Here is a 24,004-nt window from a genome sequence, read left to right on the forward strand (position 1 = left end):
ACGATTTTTCTCTTTGACTTCTTTTAAAATTACTTGTAATAATACATATTACAAGTAATTTCGGATCTTAGAATCCCGGAAGTCGGAGGAAAGAATGAAAATCACCGTTTATGGAGCTACTGGAATGATCGGACAAAGGATCGTAAACGAAGCTCTTACGAGAGGACACGAGGTGATCGCGGTGGCGAGGCATCCCGAAAACTTGAAAAAGGAACACAAGAACTTGAAAAAACAACCTGGAGATATAGGGAACCCCGATTCTGTCGCTTCTCTTGCAAAAGACTCCGATGCGGTCGTATGCTCGGTCAATACGCCCCAAGGAGTCGATCCCTCCTGGTTTCGTACCGTTGCCAAGTCTCTATTAGAAGGTACTTCCAAAGCGGGAAAAACCCCAATGTACGTAGTAGGAGGCGCCGGAAGTCTGTACATCGCACCGAATGTACAATTGGTCGATACTCCCAATTTTCCCGAGGCCTACAAATCGGCCGCACTAGAACATAGGAAATTTTTAGAAATCCTAAAGAACTCAGGGGCAACTCACTGGACCTACCTGAGCCCGGCCGCCTTCATCTCACCCGGGGAACGTACGGGAAAGTTCAGATTGGGCCTGGAGGAACTGGTAACGGATTCGGAAGGAAACAGCAAAATTTCCGTAGAGGATTTCGCGGTGGCTCTGCTGGACGAAATCGAATCCCCGAAACACCAGGGCAAAAGATTCACTCTCGCCTATTAGAAACTCAGTTCCCAATCCGAATTTTCCGCAGAGCCGTCGGAATTCCGAAATTTTTTCCCGAATAGAAATTCGGGAAAAAATTCTTTTCTATATCCTCTTCCCGGAAATTCTTCTCTTATGATTTTGCCTTATCTGTACGTCGCGTTTGGCGGAGCCATCGGTAGCGTACTTAGATATTCCATCCAGTTGAACGTAGCAAGACAGGATCAACCCCCCTTTCCATTTGCAACCTTTCTCGTCAATGCACTCGGAAGTTTTCTCATCGGTTGGGTCTATGCCGTTTCGGAAAAAACCGGGCTCCTTTCTCCTGAGTTTCGTATTTTTCTCGCCACCGGATTTTGCGGGGGTTTTACCACTTTTTCCGCCTTTAGTTACGAATCGTTGGCTTTCCTAAGGGCTGGGGAATATCATTCCTTTCTATTTTATTCTTTCGCGACCTTTGCACTTTGCCTCTTCGGAACCGCGTTCGGAATTTGGTTAGGTTCCTTTCTCAAATCTTTCTGATTTTTGCAGGCGAGCAATAAGCGAAAACGCTTGCCATCCGATTCGAAAAAAGGAAACTTCGAAAACTTAAAATCGGTTTAGGAAGAGAACTTGAAACGTTGGCTTAAAATTACGATCGCGATCCTTGTCGTTACTGGAATTTCCTATACCGGCGCCTATTACACCAGCATTCCCAGTTACGAATACCCCCAACATTCTCTTCCCGCCGACTTCGATTCCTTTTACCGAGGCAAACTGGCGGAAACGAAGAGCAAAGGCGGAAAACCCGGAAACGAAGAAAGGTTGGTCCGGCACTCTCCGGGAAAAACGAAAGTTGCCATTTTGTACGTTCACGGATTCGGAGCCTCTAGAGCGGAAGGGGAAGAATCCATGGATAGAGTCGCGGCAAAATTGAAAGCCAATCTCTATTATTTAAGGCTCCCGGGACACGGCACCAACAACGAGGATCACCGCGACACGGATTTTCGAGAATATTTGAAAACCGCGGAAGAAAGCCTACTCATGATGGACAAACTCGGAGACAAAATCGTCCTCGTCGGAACCAGCATGGGAGGATTGATCTCCACCTACTTAGCCGCTAAGTATCCCGACAAAATCCATGCCCTAGTTTTATTTTCCCCTTTTTACGACTTCGCCGCTCCTCTTGCCAAAATCTTCTATTACCCTGGCGGACCTTTTTTAGGCAGAGCGATCAACGGAAAAATCCGGAAATCTCCCACCAGAGTCTCTGGAGACGGAATCGGGGATAAATATTACGATTTTTGGTACAAGGACCAGTATCTGGACTCCTTAACGCATATCGCGAACGCCAAAAAAATGATCGTTTCGAGCGGCACATTCGAAAAGATAACGGAACCAAGTTTATTAGTATATTATTATAAGGACGAAAATAAACAGGATAAGGTCGCGAGCGTTCCGGCCATGCTGGAGAGCTTTTCCAAATTCGGAGGGTCCGGTAAGAATCCCTTGAATCGCTCCATCGCGATCGGGGAAGGACATCACGTTCTGACTTCTAAACACGTTTCCTCCGACAAGGAGGCAGTCGAAGCCGCAGTACTGGATTTTCTGAAAAAGGCGGATGTAAAATAGGAAATTCCGTTTCATTTTCAGGAACCTCGAACCTCTACGGACGAACAACGGAAGCCGCAGACCGGATTTTGTCCACAAGTAGGGACAATCCGGAACGGACGAATTTTCTGTGACAGAGATAAAACTTCCTTTCCGCAAAGAGTTCGGGAAGTTCCAACCTCTTCAGTTCTTTGCCGACGGAATATTCCGATAAGAAACCGATTCCCAACCCAGTCTCCAAAGCCTTGACGACCGATTCCACGCTCCTCAATTCCATAACGATCCTAGGGCGGAACTTTTTTCCCAATTTTCTGGTCTTCTTTTCCACAGCTCGCCTAACAGCGGAAGCCGGATGAAAATAAACGAACGGCTGATCCTCCAGATCGGAAAGCCGGATCCTCTTCTTACGAAAGATTTCATGCCCTCTCGAAGCCACCGGCACGATCCTGTCGGAAAGGAATTCCATCTCCACCAAACCCGGTTCGTTTACCGGACCCGTCAAAATCCCGAGATCGGCGTCCCCGCCCAACAAGCTATCCTTGGTTTCCTGCGCGTCCCCTTCTCTCACGGAAAGGGACAAACCAGGATATTCAGTTAAAATTCTCTTGATAATCTGCGGAAGAATCCATGCGGAAACGGTTCCGCCGGCGGAAATCGAAAACGTTCCGCTCAGCTCTCTTCCGGGTTCCTTCATACCTTCCTTTAGTTCCGCCCACAAATCCTTCATCCGTTCCGCATAGGACAAAAACAATTCCCCTTTGGCGGTCATCCTCACTGCCCTAGAACCTCGATGCAAAAGAACACAACCCAGTTCCCTTTCCAAGAGAGCCATTTGTCTGGACATGGCGGGTTGGGTGAGCCCGAGACGGTCCGCTGCCTTTTGAAACGTTCCGCTCTTTACGATTTCGAGAAAGTAACCGATTTGTCTGAATTCCATTCCTCACCCCCTATAAATATATAACTTTTACTTATAGTTTATATTAGTCTAATCTATTTGTGTTATATTAAGTATTTTGTTATCATTCGGGATATCGGGAGGAACGTATCGTGCCTAAAACTCTTTACGACAAAATTTGGGAGGAACATTCCGTCCTCCGCGAGGAAAATGGAGAAAATCTTCTCTTCGTGGACAGGCATCTGGTCCACGAAGTCACATCCGCACAGGCTTTCGAAGGATTAAGACAGCGGAACAGAAAGGTCAAGCACCCTGAGTTGACTCTTGCGGTAGTGGATCATAATGTTTCCACTCGGAATCGGACGGATAAAAACGCGGCAGGGCCCGTGTCCAGACGCCAAATCGAAGCAATCGAACGGAATTGCGAGGAATTCGGGATCCGACTTTTCGGATGGGACCACGTAGATAGAGGAATCGGACACATATTGGCTCCGGAGTTAGGATTTACCCTTCCCGGAAATCTGATCGTATGCGGAGATTCCCATACGGCGACTCACGGTGCATTCGGGGCCTTGGCGTTCGGTATCGGAACAAGTGAAGTGGAGCACGTGTTCGCAACTCAAACCCTGAAACAAAGAAAATCCAAATCCATGCTGGTTTCTCTGGTCGGAAAACTGAAGAACGGAATCACCGCTAAAGACGTAGCCTTGTCTCTGATCGGAAAAATCGGAACCGACGGAGGACAGGGATATGTGATGGAATATTCCGGCGAAGCGGTGCTGGAATTTTCCATGGAGGAACGGATGACTCTTTGCAATATGAGCATCGAAGCGGGAGCGAGAGCCGGACTGGTCGCTCCGGACGAAAAGACGTTCGCATATTTGCAAAAAACGGAACTTTCCCCGAAAGGAATGTCGTTTGAAGAAGCGGTCTCTTTCTGGTTAAGCCTACGTTCCGATCCGGACGCTATGTATGACAAGACCGTATTCTTGGATGTATCCGAAGTGGAACCGCAGGTAACCTGGGGAACGAATCCTTCCCAGACAGGTTCCGTCCTTGGCAGAGTTCCGTTTCCGAATGACATAGAGGATCCTGTACGAAAAGAAACCGCGCAAAAAGCTCTACATTACATGGGGCTGACTCCGGGTACCAGGATGGAGGACATTGGAGTGGACAAGGTTTTCATCGGTTCCTGCACGAACTCCAGGATCGAAGATTTGCGTTCTGCGGCAAAACTCGCAAAAGGGAGAAAAGTCCATCCGAAGGTCCAGGCAATCGTGGTGCCAGGATCCGGCCGAGTCAAACGTCAGGCGGAATCGGAAGGAATAGACAAGATCTTTTTGGATGCGGGTTTCGAATGGAGAGAGCCGGGCTGCTCTCTCTGCTTGGCGATGAACGACGACATTCTTCTCCCCGGCGAGCGTTGCGCTTCCACATCCAATCGAAATTTCGAAGGGAGACAGGGACGCGGCGGTCTGACCCACTTAGTGAGTCCCGCAATGGCCGTGGGCGCCGCGATCCAAGGAAAATTTACGGACGTAAGAGGATGGAAAGAATTATGAACGGTTGGACGAAACACAAGGGAGTCGTGGCGCCTTTGCTGAGAGCGGATATAGATACGGACCAAATTCTGCCGAAGCAATTCATGAAAAAGATAGAACGTAGCGGTTTTGGAAAGCATCTCTTTCACGACTGGAGATACTCGGACGAGGAAGGCAAAATCCCGAATCCGAATTTCATCCTGAATCGACCCGGCTACGCTTCCGCAAGCATACTATTGGTCGGGCCGAATTTCGGATGCGGTTCCAGCAGGGAACACGCGCCCTGGGCGCTTGCCGATTTCGGAATCCGCGCCATCATCGCGCCTTCCTTTGCGGACATCTTTTCGATCAATTCTCCTAAAAACGGAATCGCCTTATTAATGATAGGCGAACCGGAAATGGAAGCACTTCGGAAAGAAATCGATTCGGATCCCTTTGTGGAAGTCGGCATAGATCTCTCCGATAAAACTCTCGGAACGAACCGGTCTAAATTCGGATTCGACTTGGACGAGGATTCGATCCAAAGAATCCGGAACGGTTGGGACGACGTGGACTTGACCTTGGACAAATCCGAAACGATCCGAGAATTCGAGAATCGATATTTCAAGAACCGATCCTTTCAGATGCCGAATGCGGTTCGGTAAATTGTCAGGACGAAAGCCCGGGATTTAATGGTGACAAGGAAACGAGGGAAAATTATCCTATCCGTCTAATTTCTTCCCTATCTCAAGAAGCCGAGGCCTGGAGCGAATCTGGAATGAACGAATCGAATGAGCCGGAACTTAGAATCAAAAAACCGTTCGTGGAAATCCCTCCGGAATCGGTTCGAAGCGGAATTTTTCGGTTAGATAGACAATCTCTGGGTTCGCCCATCCATCTAAAGGAGGGGGTCACGTTGCGATACGAAACTCCTCCGGACCGGAAACGCAGCCTTCTAGACCGATTCTTACTAGGGAGCGACCTAGCATTTTTGATCGGGTATTTCGGAGAGATTTTTGCCAGTAGGAAACAATGCCTGGAGAATCAATACACGGACGAAGTCTGGTTGGAATCCTCCGGTAGAATCCTGGACGTACTGGAAGGTTGCCAGGGAAAATTCTTGATCGAAGGATTGGAACACGCGATCTCTCCGAAAGGTCCTGTGGTCTTCGCGGGAAATCATATGAGCGTTTTGGAAACGTTCGTATTTCCGTTCTTTCTAGTTCCGCATCGTCCGGTCACCTACGTCGTAAAGGAAAGCCTCGTCAAAGGCAACTTGTTCGGTCCGATCATGAGATCCAGGAATCCCATCGCCGTAGGTAGAACCAACCCGAGAGAAGATCTGGTAAAAGTCCTGGAACAGGGAACCAAAATCCTAAAAGGCGGAACTTCGATCGTCGTTTTTCCCCAGAGCACGAGAACCAGAACCTTTCATCCGAACGAATTCAATTCCATAGCCGTAAAGCTCGCCTCTCGTGCAGGAGTCCCCGTGGTTCCGTTCGCCGTAAAAACCGATTTTTGGGAAAACGGAAAATGGATGAAGGACATAGGAAGTCTGTACCGGGACAGAGTCATTCATTTCAAGTTCGATCCCCCTCTTTCTCCCGAACAGGATTCCCGAAAAAACCAGGAAGTCCTCTTGGAGTTCGTATTAAAAACTCTGAAAGGATGGGGAGTCGAGATCAAGGAGTCCGAGGGAGAATCCGAGTAGGATCAGTAACCTCCCCCTCCGCCCCCGGAGCCCGAACCGGAGCTGCACGCACCTAAAACCAATAGGTATTGGGAATTGCAATTCGAACTCGCGTATGCTCCGGCGTTCGCATTCAGACAGGCCAGGTAGATTCCGGTCGCAGCATTACAATTGTCTTTATTGTGTTTCTTATTTTTCCCCGTTCCGTACAAATCATCCAAATTGCTGCAAGTCCCTAAAAACCCGAGAAGCAACAGAATGCACGCACGTACGCTTTTACTCTTCCATATCGTATTCATAAACCAAATTCCAAACTTAAAACGGTTCGAAAGATAGAGAGATCCGAATCATTCTACTATTCTTTCTCTTTCAAATCAACGATTCCAAGGGACCGGCGCAAATCCCTTTCTCTCTTAGGAATCGAAAGAGGGAACGAACGCTAAACGAAACGCAATAAAGCGGGCGACCGCTCGCGGATCTTTCGGATTCGGAATTCAAACGCGAATGTAGCGGAACTGTAACCTGTTCCGGCTTATGTCGTGGTCATATTTGTATCCGAGATGGGAGGGAGGAAATCTCATGGAAAACGAAGAATTGCTGGAATGGGAGACGGAAGAGAGAAGCTACCTTGGCTCCAGACCGAACCTGAAATACGTATATCCGGGCCTTTTCGTCCGTGCTTTGAGACGGATCCACGGATATTCCCGGAAAGAACTTTCTGAGAAGCTAGGAAACGTAGGTGTGGAATACGTTACCTCCCTTGAAAAAGGAACACTGATGATCGGGAAAGACTTGGCGAGGAAGCTTGCGGAAATTTTTGAAACCTCGGCGGAAATATTTATTTAAAGCCGGAATCACAATTCCAAGCGCTTGTACAATCTTTTTTTCACCTACGAGAAACCGCGAAAAACCGGCCCATCCGGAATGGAAACATCCCGAACCGGCCCGAGAATCGGGATTTTATCCTGCAAATTTCCAACCGAAAGATTGCTTAGCCGATTTGAATATGTTACTGTATCAACGATGGCTAAATTTGGAGTCAGATTGGTGCTCGGAATCATCTCTTTTACGATATGCTTCCTCTTCTACTTGCACTTTCTTGATCCTCCTTTTTCTCCTAAAATTACCGACATCCTTTCTTTTGGCGCCTACACCGTCCTTTTTTTGCATCTAGGACTTTGGGTCGGATTAGAGATCGGTTTTAAGGAAAATTCCTTTTTTTTCCGGACCAAAACTTTTTCCCATCCCGGCGAACTACGCAGGTCTCTGGAAGAAAAGAATCGTGCAGAAGCCTTGTTGCAATGCCTATTCAACGGACTCGATGCTTCCCTTCCTCTCCACCAATTGTTGATCAAATTGATGGAAACGGTGGAACAATTTTCCCCCGATACCTTTACATCAGTCGTACTTCTGGATCCGCTCGGAGCCCGGACCGAAAAGGTCCTCTCCCCCAGTCTTCCTCAGGAATACCTCCGCTCTTTGGAAAAATTTCCGATCGGACCGAAGGCCGGATCCTGCGGCACCTCCGCTTATACAGGAAAAACGGTGATCGTGGAGGATATCCGGACGAGCCCGCTTTGGGCGGACTACAAACATCTCGCTATCAAGCATTGTCTACTCGCCTGCTGGTCCACCCCGATCCGATCGCCGGAGGGAAAGATCATCGGAACTTTCGCTATCTATTATAAAACCGTACGGGCTCCTCTGGAACGTGACCTGAGACTGATCTTTTTTGCGGCCTACCTAGTCCAACTTTCTCTCCAATACCAACGATCGGAGGAAGGCAGAAGAAAGAGCGAAAACAAATACCGCGATCTTGTAGAGAACGCCTCCGACGGAATTTTCATCGCCGACTCCGAAGGAAAACTTTTAGAAGTCAATCCCAGCGGATGCAGAATGCTGGGTTACAAACGGGAAGAATTACTGAAATTGAATTTAACGGATTTGGTCCAGGCGGAAGACCTTTCCGGCATGCCGTTCCGTTTCTTCGACTTACAGGACAGAAAGATGATGATCTTGGAGCGCCGTCTGGTCCGAAAAGACAAGACCTTGGTCACCGTAGAGATCAGCGCAAAATATCTCGACTCCGGACTTTTGCAAGGGATCGTAAGGGACGTATCGGAGAGAACGGCTGCGGAACGAACTCTCAGACAGGCGCAAAAAATGGAAAGTATCGGCCTCTTGGCCGGAGGAATCGCGCACGACTTTAACAATCTATTAACAATGATCTTAGGGACTGCGGAAGTCCTACGAACGTTATCGTCTTCGAACCCCGAGCTAAAAAGGCATTCGGAAAGAATCATAGAGGCCTGTGGTCGCGGGAAGGGAATTACGAAACAATTACTCCTTTTTTCGAGCCCCGTCTCCTCGGAAATGAAACCGACCTCTCTCCCCCCGTTATTAAAAGAAGTGACTGATATGATGCGCTTCTCCTTACCTAAGAACATATCCCTCCAAACGAACTTTTCCTCCCTCGATAAGGTTATTTTAGCGGACTCGGGTCACCTGCACCAGGCGGTGATGAATCTGATCCTGAATGCAAGGGACGCTCTTCCGAACGGAGGTCGGATCTCCGTCCAGGGAGGCATCGTGGACGGAAAGACCCTAAGCCTCAAATTTCCCGGCGCGAACGAAACGAATTATGTGGAACTGGACATAGCGGATACCGGCGTCGGTATAGAAGACGATTACAAGGACAGGATTTTCGAACCTTTTTATACCACGAAAGGAAAGAACGGAACGGGTTTAGGGCTTTCCATCGTTCGCGGAATCGTTACGGAACATTCCGGCTTCATCTCGGTGGAATCCGAAAAAGGGAAGGGCACAAAGTTTTCGTTGTATTTTCCGGTCGTCCATTCGAAATCGAAAGAGGAAAATAATATATTAGAAAAATCGAATCATCTGGATTTAAGCGCCCTATTGGTGGACGACGAGGAGTTGGTTTTGGAGGCGCTCGGAGAACTGTTGAGACTCATGGGCGCGGAAGTCCAAACCTGCAAAACCGCCGAGGAAGCGATCCTCTTATACAAAAAAGGCCCGGAAAAATTCGACGTAGTGATCACGGATCTGGAAATGCCAGGAATGGGCGGAGAAGCTCTGATTTGCCAATTATTCGATTTGAATCCGCAAGCGTCCATTATAGTCACTTCCGGCAATATCGAAAGAGAAAAGAAGAAATCCCTGCAACTGAAAGGAGTACGGGGCTTTTTAGATAAACCTTACAAAGCGTCGGAAATCAATGAGATCCTGGGAAAATCTCGGTTCAAAAAGACGGTATAAACCGACTCCGCGTCCGTTCCCAATCAGTGCTTTTGTACCGTATCGGATTCCACTTTTCCGTCAACCAAACGAATTTGCCGGTTTGCAAGCGCGGCATAGTCCGGATCGTGGGTTACGAATAGGATCGTGGTATTGTTTTCCCGATTCACTCTTCGGAAAATTTCCATCGCCTTATCTCCGTTAGCTGTGTCCAAATTTCCGGTAGGCTCGTCGGCAAAAAGAAAACTCGGATTCATGATGAGCGCCCTCGCAATCGCCGTCCTCTGTTGCTCTCCTCCGGACATCTGTGAAGGAAATTTATCCTTACAATTTTCCAAATCGAATTCGCTGAAAAGCTGTCTGGCATACTCCTTTTTAAGTCCTTGTTGGTTCACCTTACGAGCAGGCATAAGAACGTTTTCCATTGCGGTCAACTCGGGCAAAAGATAATGGAACTGAAAGACAAACCCGATATGCTCGTTTCGGAACTGGTGGGTTTCCAGGCTTTTCATCTCGAAAAGATCCTTTCCGTCCAGGATCACCTGACCGTCGCTAGGCTCGTCCAAACCGCTAAGCATGTACAAAAGCGTGGACTTCCCCGATCCCGATCTACCGGTTAGGGAAACGAACTCCCCTTTTTTCAGCCCAAACTCCACTCCCCGGATCACTTCGATCGGAGGCTCTCCGAAACTCTTGCGAAGATTCTTGCAGGAAATGGAATATTCCGTTTTCTCCAGATTCATATCAGGCGCTTCCTCGGATGATCTCCACCGGAGAAAGTTTGGAAGCGGACCTAGCGGGGATATAGGCCGCAATCCCGGAGCATCCTACCGACAATCCGAACGCTTTCAGATAAATCATCCAGTCCCAAGAAATCCGCATCACATTCGACATCATCTGCGTCTTGGACGAGGAAGTATTTCCGATCGGATATCCGTCCAAAAAGAAACACACTATGGCGCCGAGCACTAAGCCTGCCAAGGAACCTACGATTCCCAAAAGCAACCCCTGGATGATGAAAAGACGGATCGTGTCGTTCTCGTCGAACCCTATCGATCTCAGGATGGCGATCTCCCTTTTCTTCTGATTCACCACCATGTTCAATATATTATAGATTCCGAATGCAACTACCAACATGATCGTAAACGTCGTCGTGTTCCGCACAATATTTTGTGTTTTAAATACCGCGAGGACGTTTTCATAGGTTTGATCCCAGCTCTCCACCTTGTCCCTGGTAAAGAAAGCCCATTCCGTCGCCATGTCGGCGGCTATATCCAGCCTCTTCAGACGGATCGCGATTTCCGAAACGACCCCTGTGGAAAGCGTAATTCTCTGTACGGTCCGAAGAGATGCATACGCTGCAGTGTCGTCTATCATACGATTGCCTACGTGAATCACTCCGCCCACTTTTACGTTCGCTGTCCTTCCGTCGTCGGTAACGATATGAACGGTATCTCCCAAAGTCGCGCCCAGTTTTTCCAAGAGCCCCGAACCGGCAAAGATCATGTCTCCGCCTCGATCCAAATCCTTGAAATTTCCGGATTCCACGTAATTTCCGATGGTCGTAACCTTCATCTGCCGGATCGGATCCACTCCCTGTAATTTGCCGGGAAGGCTTTGTTTTCCGAACTTAAAGATCAATTGCCGGTTCAACTGCGGGGCGTAGGCCTCCACCCTTTCGTCCCGGTCCAATTTTCGGAACCATCCGTTCACGTTCGTCAGTTGAGTATTGTCCAGCTTTCCGGAAGGAGGCTTCACCCATTTTAAAAAGGTCGTCTCGGGATAAAAAAGTCCGTAAAACGATTGTTCACGGATCACCTCGTCTCTAGGAGAAATCCGGATCTGCGCGTCGTTATTGACGAGCTGATCCGTGATGTATTCCTGAAATCCGACCATGATCCCCGAAAAAACGCAGTAAGCCGCCGTACCGAGGAGGATGCCTACGAAAGTCAGCACGGTCTGCTGCGGGCGATTGAGCAGTTGACGAATCGCTAAAAACCACACGGCCTCTTATTTCTCCTCTTGGACGTACACGGTATCCGTAGAAAGAACGGAATTTTCCAACACCTCGCACCATTCCCCGTCTACTGCCCCCACTTTTGCAGGTACCCAAATCGTATCTCCGCTCCGTTTGATTTTAATCCTGCCTTTCTGGATGGCCGAAACCGGAATCAATAAAGCCTCTTCTTTTTTTGCGACTTCGACCGCCACATCTGCCGTCATTTCGGGAAGAACTCCTTCCGGCATTTCATTCACATCCACTCTGACAAAGAACTGTCCGTCCGAAGGGTATACCTTCGTGACCTTGCCCGCCAATTTGATTCCACGTAAAGTTTCGAAACTCAACTGAGCCGGTTGCCCTACCTTGATGCGAAGCATGGAATCCTGGTCTAAGGATAGTAAAACATAGATCTTTTTTAGATCCATCATGGTAAGAACGGAAATTCCCGGCATGACGACTTCCGCTTCCTGGTAAGGAAACGTGGTGACCGTACCTGTAAACGGAGCCTGAAAAAGGGTTCCGGAATCCGAAACGAGAAGTTTTGCCCCTTGCGATACGATGTCCCCTTCCTTCACGAATAACTTTTGTATGGAGGAGGCGATTCCGAACTTCAAGTGATACACTCGATCCGACTTGACTGTTCCCAGCGCATATACCAACTCCACGATCGGCCCTTTTTTAGGGTGAACCGTATCACCATGGAACCCCAACCTCCAAACGAGGGTGGACAAAAAAAGTAAAATGAATACGGCGGCGGCGATGAATAAGATCTTCCCCTTTCGAGAGGAAGAAAAAAACCTGAGAAAACTAAATATTCGATCCATTCACCTACCTTCGCAAAATAAAATCAGATTCAAAAATACAGAATATTCCAATAAATAATTTAGAATAAAACGAAATACGAATGATTCATCGAATAAATTCCACCACGTGTGTTCCTTGCCCGAAGGATCTCCGGAGGTTTCCGCATTACGGAACTTTTCTATCAATATATCGAATAGATACGAATTCGACGAAATACGGAAAACGAAAAAACGTCAAATTGAATATTGACAATTGTCTGCCCGAAATGATAGTATGGAATCGTTTCGGAAACGAATTCGCAACAAAAGCGATTTTTTCAAAATGCCGGAAAAAGAAAACGGAAATACCGACCAAAGAACTCTCGAAGGCGACGTCGCGATCCAGAGTGTATTGGAGAATATCCCTGTCCTCATTATGGCCATGGACGAAAACTCCGGGATCGTATTTTGGAACCGGGAACTGGAAAAGATCACTGGATTCACTTTCCAAGAAGCAGTCTCCGATTCGGAAGCCCTCTTTGCCTCCCTTTTGCCCAACACGGAATATCGGAAAACGGTCACCGACATCTTTCTAAAATCCGACAGCCATTTTGAAAATTGGGAAATCGAACTCCAGACCAAGACTCAGGAATCCAAAACGGTTTCCTGGTCCAGGATTCCTTCCCGGGCGCACATTCCGGGCTGGAAGAACTGGATCGTAGGCGTTGACGTCACGCAACGTGTGGAGGTGGAAGGAAACCTCCATAAATCGGTAAAGATCCTTTCCGATTTCCAGACCGCTCTCAACGCAGTATCCATCGTAGCGATCACCGACAAAAAAGGAACGATCATCTACTCGAACGATAACTTCTGCAAGATCAGCGGGTACAGCAAAGAGGAATTGTTGGGGCAAAACCATCGCATCGTCAACTCGGGCTTTCACGATCAGGAGTTTTTCCGGAATTTATGGCAGACCATCTCCCGCGGAAAAATCTGGAAAGGGGAAATCCGAAACAGAGCCAAGGACGGTAGGATTTACTGGGTGGATACTACGATCTCCCCCATCTTCGATGAAAACGGCAAACCCATCCAGTACTTGGTCATACGAAACGAAATTACGGAACGTAAGGAAGCCGAGGAAAAGGCGCGCCAAGCTGAAAACACTCTCAAAACCTTCCAGGATCGGATGAGCCCTCACTTTCTATTCAACACTTTGAGTATCATCCATTCCTACCTCGAAACGAATTCCTCTCTCGCGGATTCCGCCATTCTGATGTTAGCGGAAAATTACAGATTTTTAATCGATAACGCGAATAAACAATTGGTTCCCTTCGATGTGGAATGGCAGTTTATGGAAAATTATATCAATCTGTTGAAATTGAGATTCCAGGATTTTATGGACGTGGAACTCACGAAAGAAGGAGATTTCAGCAGATGCGTACTCCCCCCTTTGATCCTGCAACCTCTTGTGGAAAATTCCTATATCCACGGAATCCGGGACAAGGAAGGACGGGGAAAAATCTGGGTGAACGCGAAAATCCAAGGCAAAAAAACGGTGATCACGATCCGCGATAATGGAGAAGGACTCAAATCCACCGTCAACCATTCCCGAACCTTGGGAAATATCTCGGAACGTTTGAAATATTACCTGATCGGATCCGAATTGAAAATAGACAACCATCCGGACGGAGGCGCCGTGGTCACGGTGCTTTTTGAAGAGCCGAACCGTTCGGAATTCCGGAGGTAGAATGTCCCAGCTGGCCCAAGAGTTGAAAATATTGATCGTAGAGGACGAGGCCCCGACTCGGGAATTGCTCGTGAACTATTGCCTGGGCCGCTCCGAACTCAAACTTGCCGGACTTGCGAAGGACGGGCAGGAAGCCTTGGAATCCCTTCAGAGCAACCGGTACGATCTCGTTTTTCTGGACATCAATCTCCCCAAGCTCTCAGGATTAGAGGTCTTGGAAAAACTGGAAAAAATCCCTTACATCGTGTTTATCACTTCTCTTCGAGACAAGGCGATAGAGGCATTCGAGTTCGGAGCGATCGATTACTTACTCAAACCGTTTTCGCGGGAAAGATTCAACAAGGCGGTGGACAGAGCTCTGGAATTCATCGGAAAGCAGGGAGCCGAGAGTCAGAACTCCTTTAACGAGCACGGTCTATTCATCTTAGAAAAGGAAAATTATTTCCTGATTCCTTACAAAGACATCGTATACATTTCTTCGAGAGATAATTTCAGTATCATCCATACGGAAAACAAAGAATACGTGACCTACAAATCCCTGAAGGCGCTGGAAACGAAACTGCCTCCGAGACAGTTCTTACGCATCTTCAAACAGTTCGTCATTAATCTGGAATACCTGATACGACTCCAGAGCGATAGTACCGGAAATTATACCGTATTTCTCAAAGACGAGGAGGAGACCCAACTTCCTGTGGGCCGAAAATACATCTCCAAAATCAAGGAACTCCTCTAGATTTTGCCCCTGTATTTCCGCCGAAAACCCTCCGGATTGATCGAATGACCCCCTGCCCGTTGACTGGGGAAGCGAATTGCCGTATAAAATACCTGTCCAAGCAACAAAGGACAAACGAGGTATTGATTTATGGCTACCGCCTTAGCATATAAAATCGAAGAAGAGAAAACCCCTTCCGTTTCCGCCTGGTCCACGTTCCCGGTTTGTTCGAAAGATCTTTATAACTATCTTTTAGAGCAGAAACTCGGAAAACGGACCCTGAAATTCCCCAGAAAAAGCATCCTATTTTCCGAAGGAGAAGGAACAAAAGGGTTTTATCTGATTTTAAGCGGTACCGTCCGTACTTACAAAGACTCTCCGAACGGCCAAAGACAACAGACCTTGAAAATCTACTCTCCGGAAAGTTGGGTCGGACTCAGAGACGCGATTTCCGAAGACTCCTACAATAAAACTGCGGAATGCCTCGAAGATACCGTCGTGATCTACATCAATGGGGAAGACGCCAGACAGCTATTCAACCAGGACTACCGCTTCCAAAACGCGATCCTGAAATACATCTCCAAAGAATGCAAATCCGCCGAGAATCGGATCTACTCGATGGGAACGAAACAAGTGCATTCCAAACTTGCGGAGTTTCTACTCTCCCTCAAGGAAAAATATGGATCCGAGATCAACGTAAAATTCAGCCGCGAAGTCATGGCTACTACGATAGGATCCAAAACGGAAACCCTGGTCCGGGCTCTGGCCGATCTGAAGGCGAAAGGTTGGATCGAAATAGATAAGAATTTCATAGCGATTCGAAACGAAGACGCCCTCCTAAAACTGATGGAGATCTAATACCGATTGCTCGGGTGGAAAACAGTGGACGTGAAAACGAAAGTCGAATCTTCCCAATTAACTATTCCCGTCCATTTGGTATCTGTTTCCGCAAGATTGGATCTACCCGCGGGCGCGAAGAAATTGGTACTCCTCGTAGAAGGTATATCCGAAAGGTTGGGCAATCTAGCCAGCGTTCACTTCAGCAAGTTGTGCGAAAAATTACATTCCAGAAATATAGCGACTCTTCAAGTCGAAAGCCTGCTTACGATCCAAGAAAGATCGATCACTTTCAACCGAGTGGATACGATTCTACTCAGGGACCGACTCTTCTCCGTGGTGGCCTGGTTACGTTCCCAGAATAAGACCAAGAACCTTCACCTTTTTTGCTGCGCCTCCTACGACGCGGTCGCCTATGTAGTCAAAGCCGTCCTGGAAAAGAAGATGGAGCTGGATGGAATTATTTCCGTGTCCGGAAATCCCGACGGTTTGGACGGGGACGGTTCGATCCGACTGGCGATGCCTGTACTACTGATCTACGGAGGATTTGACGTACGGAGGATCAAAAAAATGGAGAAATCGCTTCTTCGACCCGTCCGGAACGAGCGCGACTTGGAGATCGTACAATTGTCTTCCGGCTCTTTTACGGAAGAAAAAAAATGGGAACAGGCGATGGATAAAATCCAAGTCTGGTTGGATCATGTAGATCCGTAACAATCTTACGTACTTTTTCGGATTCTTACAGTCTAACGAGAATCTATGAAAATATTTGTTACCGGAGCTTCCGGATTCGTCGGAGGTGCGATCGCAAAAGAACTCATCTCCAAAAAGCACACAGTTTTAGCCCTTTCCCGTTCCGAAACCAGCGACCAAGCATTGCGATCCATGGGCGCGCAAGTCGTTCGAGGAAGCCTAGGTTCCGTCGATCCTTCCCTTTTGAAAGGAGTGGACGCTCTAGTACATTGCGCCGCTTTCGTAGGGCCTTGGGGAACAAGAAAGGATTTTTGGGATGCGAACGTGGAAGGAACCCTCCAATTGCTGGAAGCAGCCAAATCCGCAGGAATCAAAAGATTCATTCACATGGGCACGGAAGCCGCCTTGTTCCACGGCCAAAATATGGTCGAAATCGACGAAACCTACCCCTACCCCAAATCCACTCCGTACCTGTACAGCGAAACGAAAGCGGCGGCCGAACAAGCCGTCCTAGCTGCAAATTCAAAAACGTTTCAAACTTTCTCTTTAAGACCTAGATTCGTATGGGGGCCGGGAGACACGTCGATTTTGCCCGTACTTCTAAAAATGGTTTCCGAAGGGAAATTTCTCTGGATCGACGGAGGCAAGGCCAAGACTTCCACCACGTACATCGGAAACCTGGTCCACGCAACGGAACTTGCGCTCACGAAAGGAAACGGAGGGAATGCCTATTTCGTCACGGACGGTTTGGACCAACCCTTCCGCTCTTTTTTGACGGAGATGATGAGAACGCAAGGAGTGGAATTGCCGAGCGGTTCCGTTCCTTCTGCATTAGCGGGGACTCTGGCATGGATCGTGGAAGGGGTTTGGCGTCTTTTCCGAATCGCGAAGGAGCCTCCTCTAATGCGTTTTGCAACGGATATTATGGGAAGAGAATGTACGATCAAGATCGACAAGGCCCGGAGAGAGTTGGGCTACGAACCGGTCGTAGATGTATCCTCCGGATTAGAGGCGATGAAGGTACAAGTTAAACATTAGAATTCTGTCGGATCGAGGCTCCGAGATTCATTGGCAGCCCGATCCGTTCTTGACTTCTACTTTTTCTGTTCCGCCGGAATGGATTGGTGTCCGGGATGAACCTGGATCTTCGGATATTTCGCGGCGAGAGCCTTCAGGAAATCCAGGCTTTCCCGGTTTCTTTCCGGATCTGCCGTAAAACTTCCCGGGATCACGGAATTTTCCCACCCCCAGCGGGTGTGGCAGGTGTCCCCCGTTACCAATTGCAAACCGCTACTGCTACGCACTAAAAACGCGAGGCTCCCTACGGTATGTCCCGGCACTTGCAGGATATAAAAGGATTGGTCTCCGAAAAAGTCCAACACTCTGGCCGCAGCCGTTTCCGTCTCGGTAAAAGTCAATTCTTCCAAAGCGGGAGCAGGACCTAGCAATCGATCCGTGGTTCCTTGAACGAACAGATTCAGGAAATTTCTCTTCGTGCTTTCTTGTTTTCCGGTGAAAATCGGAGTTCCGGAAGGAAAATCCAAGGTTCCCATAATATGATCCATATGCATATGGGTTAAGAAAATGCCGTTCACGTTTTTGTTCTCTTTCTTCAACCATTCTTCCGAAGTAACGTGAATTTTCAGATCGGCGGTGTTCATTGCGGAGGCTACGATCGAGGAAATCGGCCATTCTTTCGGATCCTTTCTGAATACTTCCGCCACTCCCGTATCGATCACGTAACGGCCGAACTTGGGATGATCGATCACGTAAAAATAGATCTGAATGGGTTCCTTTCCCGGTTCCAATTTGGCCTCCCGGGCCTTCGGATCTTTCAAATTGATCAGTCCGCCGCGGTCCACGGCCCAATCCGCGGAAACGATCTTCTGAAAACCGACCGGTCCTTTTTCCACGAGAGGAGCTTCCGCCAACGTTCCGGGTTTTCCTCGTACCACTTGGAAGGAAGAATGCGATGTAACGGAACAAGAAAGCAGTGCCAAAAAGACGGAGAGTCCGAAAAATTTCATACGAACAGACTCGGAAAATTCGCCTGGAAAGCAAGGGAATTTCGTTCGTTTAGAAGCCCCATTCGCCAAACCTGCAACTGGTGCACCGCAACGAAAGACGGGACCTTCTCAATCTCGTAACATTTCGGAATCGTTATTCAAAATAAATGTTTTAAAAGAAAACATTGTGTTTGTTCGAATTAATTATTTATTGACGTTGCCTTATCCTTGATTAGAATAGCTGAACTTTTCACACCCTCTCGCTTTGTTCGAGTCGATGTTCGAAAACGTTAGTCTTTTTTGCATAAAAAAAGAAGAATCCGATCCTAAACTCACTTTCTTTTAAGGAACATATACATGCTCGCGCAGGAACAGAGTTTTCAAAAATTCGTTTGGACTTTGGAAAAGAAATGGATTCAGATCGTTTGCGTACTCGGATTCACGCTGGTCCCGATTTTCGGTGGATTGGATTATTTCATCATTCCTAAAAATTACCTGGACCAAAACCTGACGTATTTTTTCACATTGAGAGCCGCCGCTAGCCTAATCGTTCTCGCCCAATTCATTATTTTAAAATATTCTCCTCCGAATCCTTGGAATGCGATTCATGCGTACGTGTTCACTTTCATCGTAGGAGGAATCATTTCCCTGATGACGACCCGTCTGGGCGGATTCGAATCCTCCTATTATGCCGGACTGAACCTGGTTCTCATAGCGGTGAACCTTTTCCTACCTTGGAACGCATGGAAAGGGGCTCTGAACAGTTTCATCATCGTCGCCCAGTACGTAGTCCTCAACCTATTGTTGGATCCGGAATACCAGGTCATTTCCATCATCAATAACCTGTATTTTATGTTAGGAACCGTCGTGATTTCGGTGACGATTGCGCACTTTAAATTCTCCCTGACCAAATCCGAATTCGAGAAGATGGACATGATCAGCAATTTAAAGTCCCAACAGGACGGGGATTACTTCCTCACCTCTTTGGTATTACAGCCGTTAAGCTTGAACCTAGCCAAAAGCAACTCGGTAAATATCGAATTCTTTACCAGTCAGAAAAAGAAATTCGTATTCAAGACTTGGCGCCAGGAGATCGGAGGAGATATCAGTGTCTCCAACGTGATCACCTTAAAAGGAAGAAGCTATGCTGTCTTCGTAAATGCGGACGCGATGGGAAAGTCCCTACAGGGAGCGGGGGGAGCGATCGTATTCGGTGCGGTATTCCATGCCATGGTCCAAAGAACCAAGATGATGGAAGTTCTACAGAACCAATACCCCGAGCGCTGGCTAAAAAACGCCGTCATAGAATTGCAAAAGACGTTCGAGAGCTTCGACGGCGCGATGATGATCTCTATGGTGATCGGATTGATCGACGAGGAGTTAGGACTAGTATATTACATAAATGCGGAACATCCCTTTCCCGTCCTCTACCGCGACGGAAAGGCAACGTTCATCGATTCCCAAATTTATTTCCGGAAAGTGGGAATGCTGGAATTAAGGAGCAAATTGTTCGTGAGCCTTTTCCAGATGCATCCGGGAGATGCGATTATCTTAGGTTCGGATGGCCGGGAAGACCTCATGGTCTTCGACCCCTCGATTAACGCCAAAGGAATGGTGGAGGATGAAAACTTCTTTTTGGAGAAGGTGGAGAGCGGAAAAGGCAAACTAGACGGAATCGTATCCGCGCTCCAACAATCCGGAGACATCATAGATGACCTTTCGCTTGTAAAGATCACGTTCAACCCGCCCAAGGCCACTCAAAAATCCCCTTCTCAGAATGGATCCGGAGCGGATTCCTCTTCTCCTAGACTGGACCACTTAAAACAGATCGTAGCGGACGGACTCAAAAACGGGAATATGGACAAGGCGATCGAAGCCGCAAAGGAAATTGTGGAAGCTTCTCCCATCGAATCCCATTATCTGTATTTTTTATCCAAAAATCTGAATAAAAACAAAAACTATAAAGATTCCATAGAATACGGGGAAAGATTCCGGAATCGGAATCCCAATCATGTGAACAATCTGATCGTATTATCGGATTCTTATAGAAGGATAGGCGACTCCAAGAGAGCCGAATTACTTCTTCGGGACGTCTTTTCTCACGAACCGGAAAATCCGATCGCGCTAAATCTTTTAGGACGGCTGAAACACGTAAATGGAAAAAACCTCGTCTAACCAAATCGCGGAAGCGATCGAAAAGCAACTCCCAAAGGAGGAAGTTTTCGTTCCCACGTACCGCTGCCAATACCGAATCCATTCCTTAAACGGACAGGAATGCTCCTTAAACGCGGTTCTTCGGGACGTATCGAAACACGGCACGAGAATCTTTCATACCGATCCGATCACCGTGTCCGACGCGGTCGGATCTGCGTTGGAAATGAGTATCTATACGGATGTAATCCATTATAGTCGAAAGTTAAGCGGAGTGATCCGTTGGGAAAAAGAATCGGAATCCGGCTACGAATATGGCGTACAGTTCGACGAGCCGATTCACTTGGAACTGTTTCGGACTCTTCATGATTCCCTGTTAGGAATCAAGAATAAGATCGAATCGGACGAACCCAAAAATCCTCATAGCGGTTCTCTGTCCATCGTGTTCCAAGCCAAGGAAAAAATCCAGGCGATCGCTCCCTTATTGGCCCAATTGGAGTCCAGTCTGAACGATTATGAATACGCGGTGGGATACAATCTGAAGGAGGAAATTTACGAAGCTACTTACATGCTCCTCCAGCCGATTTATGAATTTCTAAAGAAGAAATCCAACGATCTTTACCACGAACTTCCTCCGAACGAGATCGGATACAACTTCCAGTACATCCGCCAGGAATTGAGGGAGTTCCTGTTCTTAGATCCGTTCGTCAAAAGAGCTACGTTAAAGCCGTTAGGTTATGCCGGCGATTTCGAAATGATGGACGCCATCTATAGGAACACGAACGAAGGCACCAACCTTTTGGGAAAGAGTCTGCACAAGTGCACCTTGAATCTGAAATCCGCGCAGGCGGTTTTTCACAGACAGAATTTCTTTTACAGAACCATACTGGATCGTCTGAAAAAGACCGAAGATAAGATCTATGTACTATCGGTGGCTTGCGGCCCTGCAAGAGAAGTCGTAACTCTTGTTCGAAACGCCGATCAATCCTTATTGGACAAATTGAGCATCTTTCTGTTGGATCAGGATCCGAGAGCGATCACGGAAGCGAAGCACGGAATCCGAATCGCTCTTTTGCGTAGCAAGAAGAAACTGGATTTCCATTGTTTGAACATAGAGATTTCCAGATTTGCGGCCAATCCCAAAAAGTACGTACCGGTTTCCGAAATGGACATGATCTATTCCGCGGGACTTTTCGATTATATTAAAACTCGCACTGCCCAAAAAATCTGCTCCCACTTGTATTCCATTTTGAATCCGACGGGAGAGATTTTCTTAGGAAACTTTTCGGCGGATTCCGATGAAATCGGGATTATGGAAGTGATGGATTGGGGTTTGATTTATCGAACTGATGAAGAGTTGGTCGGCTTTGCCGATACGATTACCGGTCCGAAGACGGTCGGAGTGATAGACGACGCTTTTCCGCAGAAATTCTTTTATCTCACCAAAAGTTCGCCCAGTAAAAATTGATTCCGAAAAGCCGGAGGGATCCCGAAAGCGATCTCCTCCGACAACGCTCCCGCAAACCTTTACTTTCTTCCGAATTTTGCGGACAGCTTCCCTTCCGCCAATTTTAGAGAATTGATATAGAATCCAGCCATCGCTCCGGGCGCGTCCTGGTCCAAAGGAACCTTATCTTTGAGCGCGATCACTCGGAAAATGTACTGATGAGGTTTATGTCCTTGCGGTGGGCAAGGTCCGCCGTATCCCGGTTTACCGAAATCCGTCCGACTTTGGATCGCTCCGGCAGGCAAAGGTCCCTTTTCGTTTCCTGCCTTTGCTGCTAGACTGGTAACGTTAGCCGGAATATTGAATACGACCCAGTGCCACCAGCCGCTTCCCGTCGGTGCATCGGGATCGTACATGGTAACCGCAAAATACTTCGTGTCTTTGGGTGCGCCCGACCATTCTAAATCGGGTGAAACGTTTTCTCCCGAACAACCGAATCCGTTGAACACCTGTTCGTTGGTAATGTGCCCCCTTCCTTCAGAGACTTACTGCTCACTTTCAGATCCGCAGCGAATGCCGATGCGGCCGAAAGGAAAAAGACCAACGCCCCAAGGGCAAGCCCGACTTTTGATCGAATCATAAAAACCTCCCAGTTTCTACCGTAATACAAATCTTAGATGCGATCCTCGGATCCGCATCCTTTTTATATAAAATAACGATGTTCGCTAAACGAAACATCGGTGAAGATTTGGCAGACCGGATTTCTTTTCTTCTTTCCAGAACCGGAAACGGCCCTATTCTTGGGCGCGACTAGAACTTAGGTCGGGACATCTAGGACGGGAGAAAAACGGTATGAGTCAGAAAACAGTTCTTACGGAAATCATTCCCGTGAAAAACGGAAACATCTTCGAAATCGTAATCAACCGTCCGGAGGTACACAATTGCGTTAACGGAGAAACCGCGGACTTGCTACTTTCCGCATGGAAGAAATTTCGGGACGACCCGGACCTGACAGTGGCAATCCTGAGAGGGACCGGGGAAAAATCCTTTTGTGCGGGTGCGGATCTAAACGCACTAAACACCCTGATGAAAATAAACGGAACGAACGACGAAGTCAGGCATTGGATCAAAAATTCCACGGGGCCCATGGGAGGAACGAGAGTGGTCCAGAGAAAACCCGTCATCACGGTTTCTCAAGGTTATACGTACGCAGGCGGATTGGAACTTTTTTGCCACGGCCATATCCGGATCGCGGAAAAGCAGGCCATGTTTTCCGTAGCCTGTAGACGTTGGGGTGTTCCGTTAGCCGACGGGGGAACCGTCTATTTGCCTTGGCTGATCGGCCCCGGCTCCGCCCTCCCTTTGATCATTACGGGCCAGAGAATCCGCGCCGACCGCGCGCATGCGATCGGACTCGTGTGGGAAGTCACTCCCAAAGGCAGAGGAATTGCGCGAGCAAGGAGATACGCCGAGCAGATCTGCGCTGTTCCTAGAGACGCTTTAATGGCGGATCTCACTTCCGCAATCGACGGATACGGACGCCCCTTAGAGGAAGCGCTGGAAACGGAAGCGAAGGGAATCTATCCGGTCGTGACCAGCGAATCTTTCCGGGAAGGCGTAGCCGGCTTTCAAAATGGAGATCGATTTTGGTTCCGATGATCCTGACCTTGATCTAAAATCGCCCCGACAATCCCGAAATTTCTTCGGAATCGCCGGGGGTTTCGTTCGCTTTTTAGCGGTTAAGATCTCTTAATCCGATAACTGTGGAAGCCGAGCAGTGCATAAAACGGGCACCATCCGATTAAACCTGTCAACACCGGAATCCATCCGATGATGATCAGAAAGCCGCCCGTCCACGTTTTAGACCAAAAGCCCACTCCGACCAGAGTCATTCCTATGACAACGCGTAGAATTCTATCCAGCGTTCCTTCATTGACTTTCATAGTACCTCCGGATGCA

Annotated in this window: 23 protein-coding genes and 1 pseudogene; 16 read left to right on the forward strand and 8 right to left on the reverse strand. The window is 48.0% G+C overall.

The window, feature by feature from the left end; genetic code table 11:
* Positions 1 to 94 precede the first annotated feature (94 nt).
* The 3 genes from EHO60_RS01265 (at position 95) to EHO60_RS01275 (ending at position 2,326) form a co-directional block, all read left to right on the forward strand.
* Positions 95 to 733, forward strand: a complete 639-nt coding sequence (locus EHO60_RS01265) for an NAD(P)-dependent oxidoreductase (protein WP_135766342.1) — start codon at positions 95 to 97, stop codon at positions 731 to 733.
* 117 nt (positions 734 to 850) lie between these two features.
* Entirely contained in the window at positions 851 to 1,237 is a 387-nt protein-coding gene (gene crcB / locus EHO60_RS01270) for a fluoride efflux transporter CrcB (protein ID WP_135766343.1), read from the forward strand.
* Between the two features lie 90 nt (positions 1,238 to 1,327).
* Positions 1,328 to 2,326 carry an alpha/beta hydrolase gene (locus EHO60_RS01275; protein WP_135766344.1) on the forward strand — a complete coding sequence of 333 codons (999 nt, stop codon included), beginning with the start codon at positions 1,328 to 1,330 and terminating at the stop codon, positions 2,324 to 2,326.
* Positions 2,327 to 2,360: 34 nt separating this feature from the next.
* On the opposite strand, the gene EHO60_RS01280 is transcribed toward EHO60_RS01275, so the two are convergent.
* The gene (locus EHO60_RS01280; RefSeq protein WP_135766345.1) at positions 2,361 to 3,242 is read right to left on the reverse strand and encodes a LysR family transcriptional regulator; all 882 of its coding nucleotides are present in this window, start codon (positions 3,240 to 3,242) and stop codon (positions 2,361 to 2,363) included.
* 110 nt (positions 3,243 to 3,352) lie between these two features.
* Between EHO60_RS01280 and leuC the strand changes: the two genes are divergently transcribed.
* The 3 genes from leuC to EHO60_RS01295 all read left to right on the forward strand — a co-directional run bounded on the left by leuC (position 3,353) and on the right by EHO60_RS01295 (position 6,431).
* Positions 3,353 to 4,762: a 3-isopropylmalate dehydratase large subunit gene (leuC, locus tag EHO60_RS01285; protein WP_135766346.1), complete on the forward strand. Its 1,410-nt coding sequence runs from the start codon at positions 3,353 to 3,355 to the stop codon at positions 4,760 to 4,762.
* Complete coding sequence (gene leuD / locus EHO60_RS01290; protein WP_135766347.1) at positions 4,759 to 5,385, forward strand: 3-isopropylmalate dehydratase small subunit; 627 nt, start codon at positions 4,759 to 4,761, stop codon at positions 5,383 to 5,385. Before leuC ends, leuD begins: the two co-directional genes overlap by 4 nt.
* Before the next feature lie 113 nt (positions 5,386 to 5,498).
* Positions 5,499 to 6,431 (forward strand): lysophospholipid acyltransferase family protein, encoded by a 933-nt coding sequence (locus EHO60_RS01295; protein ID WP_135766348.1) that lies wholly within the window; start codon positions 5,499 to 5,501, stop codon positions 6,429 to 6,431.
* Positions 6,432 to 6,433: 2 nt separating this feature from the next.
* On the opposite strand, the gene EHO60_RS01300 is transcribed toward EHO60_RS01295, so the two are convergent.
* Positions 6,434 to 6,709 carry a hypothetical protein gene (locus EHO60_RS01300; RefSeq protein ID WP_135766349.1) on the reverse strand — a complete coding sequence of 92 codons (276 nt, stop codon included), beginning with the start codon at positions 6,707 to 6,709 and terminating at the stop codon, positions 6,434 to 6,436.
* Positions 6,710 to 6,989: 280 nt separating this feature from the next.
* Here EHO60_RS01300 and EHO60_RS01305 point away from each other — a divergent pair, with 280 nt between their 5' ends.
* A complete protein-coding gene (locus EHO60_RS01305) occupies positions 6,990 to 7,256 on the forward strand; it encodes a helix-turn-helix domain-containing protein (RefSeq protein ID WP_135766350.1) in 267 nt (88 codons plus the stop codon).
* Positions 7,257 to 7,433: 177 nt separating this feature from the next.
* Entirely contained in the window at positions 7,434 to 9,689 is a 2,256-nt protein-coding gene (locus tag EHO60_RS01310; protein WP_135766351.1) for a hybrid sensor histidine kinase/response regulator, read from the forward strand.
* Positions 9,690 to 9,712: 23 nt separating this feature from the next.
* Here EHO60_RS01310 and EHO60_RS01315 read toward each other — a convergent pair whose 3' ends face one another.
* The 3 genes from EHO60_RS01315 to EHO60_RS01325 are packed head-to-tail and all read right to left on the reverse strand — an operon-like array spanning position 9,713 to position 12,494.
* Entirely contained in the window at positions 9,713 to 10,411 is a 699-nt protein-coding gene (locus EHO60_RS01315) for an ABC transporter ATP-binding protein (RefSeq protein ID WP_135766352.1), read from the reverse strand.
* A gap of 1 nt (position 10,412) precedes the next feature.
* Positions 10,413 to 11,672 carry an ABC transporter permease gene (locus EHO60_RS01320; protein ID WP_135766353.1) on the reverse strand — a complete coding sequence of 420 codons (1,260 nt, stop codon included), beginning with the start codon at positions 11,670 to 11,672 and terminating at the stop codon, positions 10,413 to 10,415.
* 6 nt (positions 11,673 to 11,678) lie between these two features.
* On the reverse strand, positions 11,679 to 12,494 hold the full coding sequence (locus EHO60_RS01325) for an efflux RND transporter periplasmic adaptor subunit (RefSeq protein WP_135766354.1): 816 nt from the start codon (positions 12,492 to 12,494) through the stop codon (positions 11,679 to 11,681).
* A 301-nt stretch (positions 12,495 to 12,795) separates the two neighbouring features.
* Between EHO60_RS01325 and EHO60_RS01330 the strand changes: the two genes are divergently transcribed.
* The 5 genes from EHO60_RS01330 to EHO60_RS01350 all read left to right on the forward strand — a co-directional run bounded on the left by EHO60_RS01330 (position 12,796) and on the right by EHO60_RS01350 (position 17,479).
* Entirely contained in the window at positions 12,796 to 14,199 is a 1,404-nt protein-coding gene (locus EHO60_RS01330) for a PAS domain S-box protein (RefSeq protein ID WP_135766355.1), read from the forward strand.
* A gap of 1 nt (position 14,200) precedes the next feature.
* Positions 14,201 to 14,932 carry a LytR/AlgR family response regulator transcription factor gene (locus tag EHO60_RS01335; RefSeq protein WP_135766356.1) on the forward strand — a complete coding sequence of 244 codons (732 nt, stop codon included), beginning with the start codon at positions 14,201 to 14,203 and terminating at the stop codon, positions 14,930 to 14,932.
* Between the two features lie 129 nt (positions 14,933 to 15,061).
* Positions 15,062 to 15,769: a Crp/Fnr family transcriptional regulator gene (locus tag EHO60_RS01340; protein WP_135766357.1), complete on the forward strand. Its 708-nt coding sequence runs from the start codon at positions 15,062 to 15,064 to the stop codon at positions 15,767 to 15,769.
* A gap of 30 nt (positions 15,770 to 15,799) precedes the next feature.
* Positions 15,800 to 16,462 carry a dienelactone hydrolase gene (locus EHO60_RS01345; protein ID WP_246028086.1) on the forward strand — a complete coding sequence of 221 codons (663 nt, stop codon included), beginning with the start codon at positions 15,800 to 15,802 and terminating at the stop codon, positions 16,460 to 16,462.
* A gap of 45 nt (positions 16,463 to 16,507) precedes the next feature.
* Positions 16,508 to 17,479 (forward strand): NAD-dependent epimerase/dehydratase family protein, encoded by a 972-nt coding sequence (locus tag EHO60_RS01350; protein WP_135766359.1) that lies wholly within the window; start codon positions 16,508 to 16,510, stop codon positions 17,477 to 17,479.
* 56 nt (positions 17,480 to 17,535) lie between these two features.
* On the opposite strand, the gene EHO60_RS01355 is transcribed toward EHO60_RS01350, so the two are convergent.
* Positions 17,536 to 18,468, reverse strand: a complete 933-nt coding sequence (locus EHO60_RS01355) for an MBL fold metallo-hydrolase (RefSeq protein WP_135766360.1) — start codon at positions 18,466 to 18,468, stop codon at positions 17,536 to 17,538.
* Between the two features lie 336 nt (positions 18,469 to 18,804).
* On the opposite strand from EHO60_RS01355, the gene EHO60_RS01360 reads away from it, so the two are divergent.
* Both EHO60_RS01360 and EHO60_RS01365 read left to right on the forward strand, forming a co-directional pair.
* A complete protein-coding gene (locus EHO60_RS01360) occupies positions 18,805 to 20,622 on the forward strand; it encodes a PP2C family protein-serine/threonine phosphatase (RefSeq protein WP_135766361.1) in 1,818 nt (605 codons plus the stop codon).
* A complete protein-coding gene (locus tag EHO60_RS01365; RefSeq protein WP_135766362.1) occupies positions 20,603 to 22,066 on the forward strand; it encodes a PilZ domain-containing protein in 1,464 nt (487 codons plus the stop codon). The genes EHO60_RS01360 and EHO60_RS01365 overlap by 20 nt, the downstream gene beginning before the upstream one ends.
* A gap of 59 nt (positions 22,067 to 22,125) precedes the next feature.
* Here the strand turns inward: EHO60_RS01365 and EHO60_RS01370 are convergent.
* A pseudogene (locus EHO60_RS01370) lies at positions 22,126 to 22,685 on the reverse strand (YbhB/YbcL family Raf kinase inhibitor-like protein).
* Positions 22,686 to 22,897: 212 nt separating this feature from the next.
* Here EHO60_RS01370 and EHO60_RS01375 point away from each other — a divergent pair.
* Positions 22,898 to 23,704 (forward strand): enoyl-CoA hydratase-related protein, encoded by an 807-nt coding sequence (locus EHO60_RS01375; RefSeq protein WP_135766363.1) that lies wholly within the window; start codon positions 22,898 to 22,900, stop codon positions 23,702 to 23,704.
* A gap of 80 nt (positions 23,705 to 23,784) precedes the next feature.
* On the opposite strand, the gene EHO60_RS01380 is transcribed toward EHO60_RS01375, so the two are convergent.
* The gene (locus EHO60_RS01380) at positions 23,785 to 23,988 is read right to left on the reverse strand and encodes a YgaP family membrane protein (protein ID WP_135766364.1); all 204 of its coding nucleotides are present in this window, start codon (positions 23,986 to 23,988) and stop codon (positions 23,785 to 23,787) included.
* Between the last annotated feature and the right edge of the window lie 16 nt (positions 23,989 to 24,004).

It is taken from the genome of Leptospira fletcheri, assembly GCF_004769195.1.
Lineage (GTDB): Bacteria > Spirochaetota > Leptospiria > Leptospirales > Leptospiraceae > Leptospira_B > Leptospira_B fletcheri.